General features: G+C 71.8%; 2 protein-coding genes (1 of these 2 running past the window's edge). Both read right to left on the bottom strand.

Annotated features, from left to right (window positions below):
- Window positions 1-12,738: the 5' end (the start) of an Ig-like domain-containing protein gene (locus DB31_RS07595; protein WP_157231869.1), read on the bottom strand. It extends 18,729 nt beyond the left edge of the window; 12,738 of the gene's 31,467 nt are visible here — the first part of the coding sequence; its start codon is at window positions 12,736-12,738; its stop codon lies off the left edge, out of view.
- Complete coding sequence (locus DB31_RS07590; RefSeq protein ID WP_044184619.1) at window positions 12,735-13,628, bottom strand: peptidylprolyl isomerase; 894 nt, start codon at window positions 13,626-13,628, stop codon at window positions 12,735-12,737. Before DB31_RS07590 ends, DB31_RS07595 begins: the two co-directional genes overlap by 4 nt.

The raw sequence follows: 13,628 nt of genomic DNA, 5'->3' as shown, positions 1-13,628 counted from the left end.
ATCCGCGATGGCCACCTCGAGCACCTCGCCCGCCGTCCACTGCTGCAGCTTGGAATCCCAGCCTCCTGTTCCCACGAAGAGGCGGTGCCCCCAGGTGGACGGATAGGCCAGGGAGAGCGCATCCGGGATCGGGAGGAACGAGACGAGCCGATCGTCCTTGCGATCGTTATCCACGTCCACGAGACCATCCACCAGATCCGGAGGGATGGGCGTGTCCTTGAGGGGCCCCTTGAGGTACAGCCCGGAGAGATCCACCACCGACAACCCACCGCGTTGGAGCACGAGCGCGGAGTCGCCGATCACCACCACATCCACCGGCCGATCCGACAGCGCCACCGAGGCCCCACCCGGCTGATCGAAGATGAAGCCGTCCTCCAGCGTGGCCTGACTGCCGTCCGGGTTGGTGACCTGGATGTCGACCGTGCCGCGCAGGCCGCGCGGCGTGTACACCTCGAGCCGGTTCAGCCCGAGCACGCGCGTGCGCAGCGCCGGGACACCTCCGAAGCGGACCTGGACCGTTCCCGTCGAAGAGAACCCCGTGCCCGACAAGATGACGCGCGTGCCCCCCGAGGCGGGGCCGCGCCCCGGAGCTGCCGCCAGCACGGACAGCGGCTGCGTAAAGAGGAAGGCGCCGAGGCGCCGCGCCACACTGCCCGAGGGATTGGTCACCTCCAGCGTCGCGGCTCCGGCGGTGTTGGCGGCCGTGCGAGCCGTGAGCTGCGTCCCGTCCTCGGACACCGTCACCTGCGTGGCCGGCACGCCGCCGAAGCGCACCGTGGCCCCCGGCTCGAAGCCCGTGCCCGTCACCGTCACCAGCGTACCCCCGGCCGCGGGGCCCTCGCGCGGCGTGAGCCCTGAGATGGACACGGGCATGGCCGCGCTGCTGCTGGCGGTGGAGAACTCCAGGTAGAAGGGCCCGGCCATCTCCGCCCGCGTGAGCGCATCCGTCAGCTGATCGGCCACCACTCGGTAGGTCGTCGAGGGCGCGAGCGGCTGGGCGGGCAGCAGCAGCACCGTGCGCCCCAAGGTCTGGATCTCCGCGGGCTCCACCACGCCGTTGACCGAGCCATCCTGGCGAATGAGGCGCACCGTCTGCGGCGAGGCTCCGGCCACCTCGCGGTTGAACTCGAGCCGCAGCGGCGTGGAGGGCGGCACCTCGGTGTCCCCATCCGCGGGCTGGCTGCGCATCCCCATGAGGAAGGGCATCCGCACCACCGCCAAACCATCCGAGCCCAGGGCCAGCGTGGGATCCGCCACGACCTCGCCCTTCTTGGTCAGCAAGGCGGAGATGGAGATCACCGCGACATCCCGCTCCACGGCGACCCCTCCAAAGCGGGCCGCGGGGTAGAGATCCACGGCATCGACCGCTCGCGGACGCGAGGGGTCCGCGCTCAGGGAGACCTCCAGCTTGCCCGAGCCAGAGTTCCCGGGCCGAGACACCTCTGTCCCCGCGGCGCCCACGTGGGGGCCTACCGCCACGGTGACGGGAGTACCCCCCACGAGCGACGACATGCCCACGAGGTTCCGAGGCCACGTGGGCGGCGAGAACGAGAGCGTCCGGATCTGCCCGTTGCCGAGCGTGAGTCCCCGGCGGCCCTGGAGCGCCATCGGCCCGAGATCGGACGCCTCGCCCACCACCTCGATCCCCGGAGTGGCCAGATCCAGCACCAGCGTGAACGTGCCGGCGTTCGTGCCTGCCCTCACCAGCGCGTAGCGGCCCGAGGCCGCCACGTCCACCACGTTCACCGCGCGAACCTCGCCCCTCACCCGCATGCTCTGGATCGAGCCCGTGAGCACCGGCCGCAGCGGATCGGCCACCGAGAAGACAGCCAGTCCGCCCGCGCCCGCGGCCACCAGCGCCAGATCATCCGCCACCGCCACCGCGCGAGCGGTCCCCTCGAAGGGCACCGCGGTCACCATCCTCGGGGCCTGCAGCACCGACGCATCCACCACCAGCAGCGAGGGCCCACCCTCCCCCACCACATCCACGTAGGGCAGTTCCGCGGCATCCGCCGCGACGTAGGCCGTCGTGCCCCGTACCGCGAGCGCGCGCGGCTGGTAGGGCGGCGCGATGGACACACCGCTCCGCACGGCGGCGTTGTCCGGATCGCTCACGTCCACCAGCGTCACCGCCGCCTGGATGCTGTCCTGGAGCAGCTCCTCGGGGGAGTGGGCTTGGAGGGCGGCCGTGCCGTCGCTCAGCAACCAGGCCAGGCCGCCCTGCATCACCACGGCGCGCGGGACGCCTTGTGGCAGCTTCTCCGCCGGGCGGATGGGGCCGTCATATTGAGGATCCGGGATGTGGCGCCCCAGCACCCGGGAGACGACGAGGTTCGAGTAGAGGAAGGCATCCGGCTTCACCACGTACCGGCCATCCGGGTTGTCCACCCGCACATCCACCGTGCCGAAGTGTCCGGGAGGTGTGCGCAGGGAGATGCGGCCCGGCGAGAGCACGCGCACGTCCGTGGCGGGCACCCCGTCGAAGCGCACGGTGGCGCCGCGCTGGAAGCCCGAGCCGGACAGCTCCACGAGATTGCCACCCGCGAGGCTGCCGGTGGCCGGCACCACCATGCTCACGTCGAGGATCTGGAGGTAGAGGAAGCCGCCGAGCAGCGAGCCCTCCAGCCCGTTGGGGTTCACCACCGTCACCACGACGGCCCCCTCCAGGTTGGGAGGCGTGACGGCATCGAGGCTGCGGCCATCCGCGGCCACCTGCACCTGCGTGGCCTCCTGGCCGGAGAAGAGCACTCGGGCGCCAGGAGCGAAGTGGAGGCCCCACACCCTCACGCGTGTACCGCCGTCCACTGGGCCCGCGGGCGGCTGCACATCCGCGACCTGGGGAGGCAGGCCGTCCACTGGGCTCGTGCGGAAGCGCGAGACGAAGCGCTCGCCCAGCGTCACCCCGCCCTCGCCCGTGACGGTGGGGAGCACCGTGAGGAAGATCTCCGTGTTCGTGGGCAGCGGCGCCCGAGGTGCCACGAGGATGCGCGTCTCATTCACCGTCACCGTGGCGGGCACCACCGGCCCGAGCACGGCGTCCTGGGCTCGGAGCAACACTGTCTGCTCCGTCACCGAGGCCCCCTGCAACAGCCGGGAGAACGTCACCGTCACCTGAGCCGTGGGAGGCACCTGCCCCGTGCCATCCACAGGGGACACGTCCGTCACCGCCAGCCGAGGGAGCGTGAAGGCCCCCATCGCCGAGTCCCCGAGCAGCGCCACCGGCCGCCCCTGGCTGAAGAGCACATCCCGAGCGCCCGGCAGGTTCGCCCGGACGAAAGTGGAGGCGGCCCCATCCGCCTTCACCGTCGAGGCGGAGAGGATCCCCTTCACGGGCTCCGCGTCCTGATCGGTGATCGCGGTGGTCACCAGCGCCACGCCTCCGGAGACGGCGACGTCCGTCACCTCGCTGGCCAGCAGGTCCGGGCGGCGCGGCGCGTGCGAGAGCAGCGACATCAGCCGGGGCTGCGCGGGACGGGAGAGATCCACCACCGCCAGAGGCGCCTGGGCGTTCGAGCACCCCACGTATGCGCGCGAGCCCACGACTTCTACCCGGTTCGCCTCACCGGGCAGCGCGACGAAGCCCAGCTCGCGCAGATACGGATCGCGCACGTCCAGCACGCGCAGGCCTCCGGAGCCTGCGGCCACCAACAGCCACTGGTCCGTCACCGCCACGCCCCGCGCCGGACCCACCGTGGGACGGGTGAAAGCCCGCTGAGGCGCGTCCGGATTGCCCAGCTCCAGCACCGCCACGCCCGAAGTTCCGTTGGCCACGAAGGCCAACCGGTCCCTCGCCACCACCTGGTGCACGTCGTCGCTGGGCAGATCCACCACTCCCCTCAGCCGGGGCACGGCGGTGTTGGACAGATCCACCACCTGCAGCTGCGCGGGGATCGTCTTCTTGCCCACAGGATCGAAGACGGGGCCCATCGCCACGAGCGCCAGCCGTCCCAGCAACGTCTGGCTCACCGGAGAGCCCGTCACCTTCACAGTCCCCAGCGGCGCCAGCCCGTTCAGGTCCAGCCGGGCCAGTGCCAGTCGGCCCTCATCCCGCTTCACCGTGTCGTTGGGCGGGGGCAGGGGCACGTCCTTCAGCAGAGCCCCATGAATGACGAGGCCCTCGCCATCCGCCGCCATCCCGGCCTGCCGCCGCGCGTAGGGCTCCACCACCAGCTCCACCGCGGGCTCGGGGCGCATGCCCAGCTCGACGGTGACAGGCTCGGCACGGCCCACGTTCTGGGACGGATCCGTGGCCTCTGCGGTGAGCGTGCGCGTCTGTCCCGCGGCACCCGAGGGAGGCAGCCATGTGCCGTAATACAGCGGCCGGTTGGAGGGCCCCGGCCTCGGCACGGTCGACGGTGGCCCCACCTGCTGCCCATCCACCAGGAAGCGCACCCCCACCACGGCGGACTCGTCCAGGGCCGCGGCCGTCCACTCCACAGGCTCGGCCTCGGTGACGAGCTCCCACACCATGGGATCGACGAGCTGGGTCTCCGGCGGCACCGTGTCGCGCACCGTGCCCACGACGACCGGCGCGGACTCCGTCTCCTGGTTGGCCGAGTCCACCGCCACCGCCGTGATCCGCAGCAGCCGGTTGCCGCTGCCCACCGGTGGGCTGTAGCTCGTGGCAAAGAGGTTGGGCGAACCGGGGATGCCCGCAGGCGTGGTGGCCACGTGCACCTTGCGCCCGTCCACGAAGAAGGCCACCTGCTTGATGGGGCCTTCCACGTCCGTGGCCTCCACCTCCAGACGCAGGCGCTGGCCCTCGAAGATCGCCTCGCCCGCCAGGGGCTTCCGAACCGCCACGGTGGGAGGTGTGTCCGGCACCACCAGCGCCTGCACGGGGACGGACCACGCTTCATGGCCCGCCAGATCCATGGCTCGGCCCCGGATCGTCAGCACCTTGCCCACATCGGCCTCGGTGGCCGCGTAGCGGAACTCGTAAGGCAACTGGTAGCGCCGGGCCACCTCGCTCAAGGCCGCCGGATCCGATCCCACATGGAAGCCAATCTCGGTGACGGCCACGTCATCGCTGGCCTGGGCGCGCAGCAGCGCGGGGTTGCCCACCACGAGCCGCGTCGGCGCAATCACCGAGACGGACGGAGGCTCGTCCTCCGCGATCTCCAGGCGGCGCGTCTCCACGGTCTGGTTGCCAGAGGGATCCCGAGCGATGGCGGAGAACACCAGCGCCTGCCCTCCCCCCTGCGCCGGGACGTGGTACGTCATCCGGAACGGCGGCGTGGGCATGATGGCCAGCGGCTGATCATTGAGGCGCAGCTCCAGGCTGTTGACGGCGACGTCGTCTCGCGCGTCCACCTCCAGCTCCACCACCGAGCCCTCCAGGGCCTGCGAGCCCGCGGCAGGGCGCAACCACGCCACCGTGGGGCGCGAGGTGTCCGCCACCGCCAGGGCCGTCACCTCGGGGGCCACGGACTCGTGTCCGGCCGAGTCCCGGGCCCGAGCGACGATGCGCAGCGTCCTCCCCGCCGAGCCCGGAGGCAACGGAACGCGGAAGGAGTACGGCAGGTTGGAGGCCACCAGGCGCAGTGGGCCCGCGAGCCCGCCCTCCACCAGCACCTCCACGCTGCGGATGGCCACGTCGTCCTGCGCCGCCACCACCAGCGCGAAGTCCCGGCCCTCCGTGAGCCGAGCCTCCGGACGAGGCTGCGCCACGGCGACAGTGGGCGCCAGATCGTCGCGCAGCGGCAGGATCACCACCTGGCTGCCCACCTGATGGCCTCCCGAGTCCACCGCCACCGCGCGCAGCCGGAGCTCGCCCGCGCGATCCGGGACCGGCACATGGAAGGAGAAAGGCGGCGCGTGCAGCGTGACGGGCAGCGGCGTGCCATCCACCTCCAGGCGCACGTTGCCCACGGCCACGTCATCCTCGGCCATCACCGACACGGTGATCGTGCTGTTGGCGACTGCCGGAGTGCCATCCGCGGGCGAGAGGATGGAGACCCCAGGCGGCTGGTCCTGGATGATCTCGATGGGCTGGATGACGAAGTCGGCGGGGGCCGTCCAGTTGCCACTGATGTCCCGGGCGCGCGCGGCGACGAAGTACGGCACCGGCACCGTGGAGCCGAGCTGCGCCAGCGTGGGCACCGTGAACGCGTACTGCACCAGGGGCGCGTACACATCAAAGGGTGAGCCCGGCACGGCGTTCGTGGGCGGGAAGCCGCCTGCGGTGTGCACCACGCGCAGCTCGGAGGCGCTAGGCCCCGCGAGGATCTCCACCCGATCCACCAGCACGTTGTCGCGGGCGGACACCTCCACGAGCACGGAGGTGCCCTCCACCACGTTGCGCCCCAGCACGGGCCGCAGCACCTCCACGAGCGGGGTCGCCACGTCCGCCTCGATGCGGAGCGGCTGATCGAGCACCGTCTCGTGCCCCTCCTTATCTGCGGCGATGGTGCGCAGTTGGAGCGCCGCGTCCGTGCGCCCGGGCACCAGCGCCACGAACCCGGGCGGCAGCTTCACCTGACCCCGGTAGTGCCGGAGGCGCTGCAGATCCTGGTCCTCGGGGGGCAGGGAGGCCACGGCCTGCCGGAGCGCGGGATCGGCGACGACCACCGCCCCGCTCTGCGGATCCAGGTTCCACGCAATGGGCTCTCCCCGGGTGAGGATCAGCGCGGGCTGGCCGTTGATGAACAGCTGCACATGGTCGACCCCGGTGTCGTCCACGGCCACGGCGTCGAAGAGGAGCTGAATGCTGCCCTCGGCGATGGTAGCGCCAGGGGTAGGCGCGGCCAGCGCCAGCGCGGGAGGCCGGGGCCTCCGGGACTCGATGAGCAGCCGGGTCTGCCGCGTATGGCCCGCAGAGTCCGTGAGCGACACGAGCAGCACCACGGGGGCGCCGTCCCGGCCCACGGGCGGAGTGAACGTCACCTGCCGCCCGGCCGTCAGCGGCGCGCCCGTGAAGGACTCCTCCTTCACCACTTGATCGCCGAACTGGACGCGCATGGAGGCCAGGCCCGCGTCATCCTCCAGCAGCATCCCCAGCGTGGCGGGGACGCCCTGCAGCATCACGACGTAGCCGCTGTCCAGCTCGGTGCGGGTGAACGACTCCACCGCGGAGGTCAACGACTGGAACGTCACCGACGGCGCCACATCGGGGATGACACGCACATAGGCTGTGTCCGACGCCGTGGCATTGCCCGCCCCATCCCGCGCCACCACCGACAGCGCGGCCGGGTACCCCGAGGCCGGCAGCGGCAGGGAGAGTGAGAACCGGTGCGCCTGAGGCGATCCGGACGGCCCGGGTCCCACGCGCATCACCTGGCGCGACTGCCCATCCACCCACAGCTCCAGCTGATCCAGACGCGCGTTGTCCTGGGCGCTCACCTGGACCTCGAAGACAGTGTCCTCCACCACCGACGCGCCGTTGCCGGGGGAGACGATGGAGGCCGTGGGCGGGTCCGTGTCCGTGCGCGCGACGATCGGGATCGCCACGCGGCCCACGAGCCCGGCCACATCCTCGGCCAGCACGGTTAGCTGGGAGTCCCGCGGCGCCTGCCCCCGAGGCAGCCACACCGCTTCGTCGATCCGCTTCACCTGTCCGGGCCGGGAGGGCGCCACCCCCGTGTTCCACCGCTGCACCGCCACGCGCTCGCCGGCAGCCTCAGCACGGAGCTGGAGCTGCGGCGTGCCCCACCCGCGCAGGCCCAGCCGGGTCACCGCCAGTTCCTCGGCGTTCGCGGACGCCTTGGACAACTGGATGTCCACCTCCTCCATCTCGATGTCTTGGGAGGGGAACGACAGATCCGCGGAGAAGGCAGGCGCGGAGAGCGTGACGCTGCCCACGCCGTCGGGGAATGCGGAGCGGAACGACTGGAGCGCAGTGCTGCCCTCGTGCCCTGGCTTCACGACGTAGCGGAAGCGCACCTGGGCCAAGGCACCGTGCCCCGCGGGAGAAGGCTCCACGTTCAGCCGCAGACGGCCCGGTGCGGTAGTGCCCGTCCCCTGCCCCTCCCCTGGCGGAGAGATCAGCAGCCGCCCCTCCAGGGCCTCGACGGAGAAGCCAGGCCCATCGCCCGGGATCAGCGTGGCGCTCGGGACGCCCAGTCCCTCATGCGCCGCGGTCGCCGTCACCTCGAAGCTGCCGATGCCCGGCACGGCCACCGCCGAGGTGGACAGCACCCTCAGCCCTCGCCGGACGCCCACGTCATCGCTCACGTCCACCTGGACGGGCTCGGTGCCTTCCTCCGTGAGAGCCGCGCGCGCCGTGGGGCTCACCACCAGGATCTGCGGAGGCCCATCTGGCGTCAGCTCGCAAGTGCGACTCACCACGCCAGTGTGCTGGGCTCCATCCGTGACGCGGGCCAGGAAGGTGACGGTCCGGCGGCCGCCCGTCCCGAGCGGCGGGAACTGAAAGGGGATCTCCTCCTGCCAGTTCCGAGGCGAGCGCTCCGGAGGGTTTCGGATCGTCACGGGCTGGCCCTCGAAGGTGACCGAAGCCTCCCGGATCGACACGTCATCCGTGGCGGAGACCCGCAGCTTCATGGGCGCTCCGGCCACGCACGTGCGCTCATCCGGGCCTCCCTCCAGCGTCAGGGTCACCCGAGGCGGTGCCAGATCCTGCACCTCGAGGATCTCGAAGGACAGTGCCGGGGTGGTGGTGGCATTCCCGCCCGCGTCATAGGCCCGGGCCGCCAGCGTGTGGAGCCCCACCGAGTACTGCGCCAGGCTCGCCGTCCCCGCGAAGGTGCCCAGGTAGCGGCGGCTGACGATGATCTGCCCCGGCATCACCGGATCCTGGACACGCACCTCCTCGAAGCGCTCGTTCTGAGGACCCAGCGGCTCACGTCCATTCACGACGGGCAGCTCTTGCCCATCCACCACCGCCGCGACGCGCACCACGCGCACGTCGTCCTCCACCTCCACGCGCAGCGAGAAGGCGCCGCCTTCGTTCACCCGGAGGTGGCCGGTGGCGGGAGGCAGCGGTGAGATCATCAGCGCCGAGGGCGGCTCGAGGTCCCTCGCCACGTTCAGCATCACCGTGGCCACACCGGACTGACCGGCCGTGTCGCGCGCCTCGGCGCCCACGGTGGGAGGCTCACCCCGGAAGATGGAGGGCGCGCGGACGGTAAGCGCCTGAGGCCGGGAGACATCCAGCAGCGGCCCGGACTGGGCCAACGTCCCCTGCCTGCGGCCACCGGACAGGCCCACGAGCCCGATGACGCCCTCGTCATCCGCCACCGTCACCACGAGCCGGACGTCCTCTCCCTCCTTATAGAAGCTGTTGGGGGCCGGAGAGGTGAGCGAGACAGCGGGCGCCTCATCCCTGCGGGCGCGAACCTCCAGCAAGCGCTCGCGCGTGAGGCCCGAGGTGTCCGTGGCCACCGCCTTGAATGCCAGCGTGTGACCGGCCGCCCCCGCGGGAATGGGCACCTGCCAGCGGAAGAGGCGGTAGAGCCCATCCACCACGCCGCCGCTCTGGGTGCCCACCGTCTGCCCGTCCAGTTCCAACCGGACATCGCGCACGCCCACGTCGTCACTGGCCGCCACCTCCACGGACAGGTTCCGCCCGGCGAAGGTGAAGCTGCCCTCGGACGGAGAGCGGAAGGCCACCAGCGGCGGCTCACGATCCTCGCTGACCTGGACGGCCACCTCCGCGGAGCTGCTGCGCCCTCCAGCATCCGAGGCCACGGCCCGCAGGTGGAGCGTCCGGGCGGGTCCCGTCACGGTGATCGTGCACCGGTAGGGCGGGAGCGTGGCGCGGCACGAAGAGTTCCCGTCCGCGAAGAACTCCACGGAAGAGACGGCCACATCGTCATCGGCCTCGGCGATCAACTCCAGCGGCGTGCCGATGGTGGCCCGCGTGTTGGCCGCGGGGAGCACGAAGCGCACGGTGGGCGGCGCATCGGGCAGCACCTTGACGAGCACCTCGGGCGCCGAGCCCACGTTCCCCGAGGCGTCATACGCGCGCGCTCCCAGCCGGATCTGCTGGCGGCCCATGAGCTGGGCGGAGCGCACCAGGGTGTGCGTGAGGAAGGAGCCCAGCTGGGTTCCGTTGGGCCCGGGGTCATCGTCGGTGGCCAGCACCTCCCCTTCCAGCAGCACCTCCACCTTCTTGACGGTGGCATCGTCCTGTCCCGCCACGGACACCACCAGATCCTGTGTCTCCGGCACCTCCGCCAGCGGGCGCGGCACCACGAGGGAGATGCTGGGGCGCGTGGTGTCGCTGACGACGAAGAGCTCTCCGCTGGCCTGGGCCTCGTTGCCCGTGGAGTCCCGCGCGGTGGCCTGAAGCTGGAGCGTGCTCCCGGCGGCCGACGTGGGGACGGACCAGGAGGTGCGGTACGGAGGCGAGCGCGACGCCCCCACGGGAACGCCGTTCACGCGCCAGGTCACCTCGACAGGCCCCGCGCTGTCATCCACCACCGAGGCCGTGAGGAACTGCGTCGTGCCCGCGAGCACCTGGCTGCCGGGCGGTGGCGTCTGGAGGGAGATCTGAGGAGGCGCATCCGCGACGACAGAGGCCTCCAGTGAGGCGCGGCTCTCGTGGTCCCCCACATCCCGGGCCATGAACTGCAGCCGCACGAGCCGGCCGATGCTGGAGACGGGAGGCGTCCAGGAGATCGAGAAGGGCGCGGAGCCCGCGCGGGTGCCCCCGAGCCCCTCGCCTACCAGCCGCGTGCTGCTCACCTGGGCACCATCCACCAACAGGGAGAGCTCCACCCCGAGCGTCACGGTGTCGTCCTCGACAAGGCCCGTGAGCTGCACGGGGCGGCCCGCAGTGGCTTGCACCCGAGGCCCCGAGGGACTCCGGAGGGTGACGAGCGGCGGCCCATCCCGCGCGATCCGAACCAGGATGGTGGCCCCGCGAGCCGTGGCACCCCGGGCATCCACAGCCTCGGCGTACAGCGCCACGACCGTGCCGGCGGTGCCCGCGCGCGGCACATAGCTCAGCTCCCACAGCGGCACGGCGACGTACTCAGGCGGCTCGGTGGGATCCTCCTCCAGGTTGCGCATCTCGACGCGCGGCGTGCGAACCGTGCCGAGGAGCGCCCCATCCGCGTAGTAGCGGACGAGCTGGAAGTCCTGTGGAGAGAGCGTGCCACTGCGCGCGTCCCCACTGGTGAGGCTCACCGTGTGGGGCAGTCCCTCCAGCAGCAGCGCACCCGGCAGGGGCGTCTCATAGACGATCGTCTTCGAGCTGGCGCCCTGCCCGGGCTGCACCTTCAAGGTGACGTCCGTGGCCCGGGTCCGCGAGCCATGCGAGTCCACCGCCACCGCCCCGATCACCATCTCTCCGCCCGCGACGGGAGGGGCGCGCAGCTTGATCGTGAAGGGAGGGGCCGTCAGCCGCGTGGTGACCACCCCGTTGACAAGGAACTCCACGAAGGCCAGCGCGACATCGTCCTGGGCGCGAGCCTTGAGCTCGAAGTCGGCACCCTCCACCACCTGAGATGGCGCGGAGAGGCTGATCTCGGGAGGCCCATCCTGCACCTCCACGACGCGCAGGGCGGAGTAGCCGGCGTTGCGGGCCTCCACGCGTGCGGTGCCCGGGCGCAGGCCCACCGCGCGCCCATCCGAGTGGACGGTGAGCACGCTGGGATCCAGGCTGCTCCAGGTGGTGCCCAGCGTGCGGGAGGACAGATCCACCCGGCGCCCGTCGCTCAGCACGCCCTCCAGGCCCAGCCGGATCGAGCCTCCCACGCGCGGAATGACGGGAGCCTCCGGCATCACCTCCAGCCGCTCCACCACCGCCGAGGAGTCCACCACCACATGCGCGGTGGCGGTGTAGCCCGCGTAGGAGATCTCGATGTCCGTCTCGCCATTGGCGCGAGCGACCACCTGACCATCCTCGGTGACGGAGGCCACGCCCTCGTCCAGCGAGCGGTACTGCACGCCCCGGTGCGCACCGGACAGATCCACCTCACCCGCGATGGCGAAGCTGCCCGCTACCTGCAGGGGCACGCGCTGGCCGAAGCCCTCGGAGAGCAGCAGCGGCGAGGGCTCCACGGACACACCCACCACGGGATCGAACGCGGTGGCCTGGGTGAACTCGACGGCCGAGGTGTGCACCGTGCGGCCGAAGGCATCCCTCAGCGCCACATCCGCGATCACCACGCCGTCATGAGGGATCGGCGCGGTGCCCAGGGGAACAGCAAAGACGATGCGGCCCGGCGTAGCGGTGGAGGGCCGGGCCAGGAGGCGGCGGGCCTGGACAAAGGAGACGGGCTCGACGTCCTCGAGGCTGCCCTGGACGCGGCGAAGCTCCTCGGCGGAGGCGCCCACCACGGAGGCCTCGGCAGCCACCGCGTTCCCCGCGTAGGCCAGCTCCAGGATGATCGTCTGGTTGTCGAGATCGGCCCGCACACGGAGGGGCGTTGGGCCAAAGCGAGGCGGCGGGGCCGCGGCATCGAAGCGCGTGGTGAGAGAGGTGTCCTCTCCGTCTCCCACAGGCCGGGCGACCACCTCCAGCACGCCATCCTCCGGGAACGGCTGGGAGAACGTCACGAGCGTATGGAAGGACACGGCCCCGGCCTGATCCCGATCCACCACCACGTTGGCCAGCGAGGCGAAGGATCCCCGGGACGCGGACTGGCCCGTGACCGAGATCAGCACCTGCTCCGCGGGCCCCTGGACTTCGACCCCCACCTCCGCGGTCGTAGCGCCCGGCCTCAGGGGAACGAGGGGAAAGGCCGCGGTCACCGTGGCGGACCACGCCGTGAGCGGCAGCACCAGCGCGAGCAGCGCGGCGGCACGCAGCATGCGTCCACCCGGTAAGCTCATGGGGCCTCCCGGGATTCCACGAGCTCGACACCGGCCTCCTGGCGCAGCCGCTCCAGAAGCGCATCGAACATCTGCCGCTTGTGCGCGGGAGCGAAGCGGCCTTCCACCTCGGCGCGGACCTCCTCGAAGGTGGGCACGCGCGGCGGCTTACGCTCCAGGAGCGTGAGCACCGCGAAGCCCTCGCGCAGGGCCACCACCGCGGACACAGCGCCTGGGCGCTCCAGGGCGAAAGCGGCCTGCTCCAGGGAAGGCTCGAGCCCGCCTCCACGGACCACCAGCCCGAGCTCTCCGCCCTTCATCCGCTCGGGGCCTTCACCCTCCGGGGCCACCTTCGCCAGGGACTCGCCGCGCCGCAGCCGCGCTGCCGCCGCCTCCACCTTTTGCCGGGCCCGGGTGCGCTCCGCTTCGGAGGCCTTCGCGCCCACGTTCACGAGGATACGGCCCACCCTCACCTGCTCCGGCCGGGCCAGCTCCGCGCGGTGCGAGTCGAACCAGGCTCGGAGCTCCTGCTCCGAGGGCTTCCCGGCGGCGGCCTCTTCCTGGGCCAGCAGCGCCTGCACCGCCAGCCGCTCCTCCAACTCGCGCACCTGACGGCGGAGCTCGGGATCCTCGGTCAGCTTCCGGCGCTGGGCCTCGCGCACCAGGAGGCGCTTGTCGATCAGCGAGCGGGCGAACTCACGGCGGCCGGCGGGAGTCTCGAACTGCTCCCGGAGCGCGGGGGGCAGCCGCGCCGCCTCGCGCGAGACCTCCTCGGCCGTGAGGACCTCGGCTCCTGCGAAGCGGCCCACGACGGTGCCCACGGGACGGCCCGCGTCGGCCCCAGCCGTGCTGGGAGCCTCGGAGGTACAGGCCGCCACGATGACGATCAGGCACCCGAGACAGCGCCGCAC

Source organism: Hyalangium minutum, assembly GCF_000737315.1.
Classification (GTDB): Bacteria; Myxococcota; Myxococcia; order Myxococcales; family Myxococcaceae; genus Hyalangium; species Hyalangium minutum.
The sequence above is the reverse complement of the archived record's forward strand: the minus strand, read 5'-3'. Positions and strand labels throughout refer to the sequence as shown.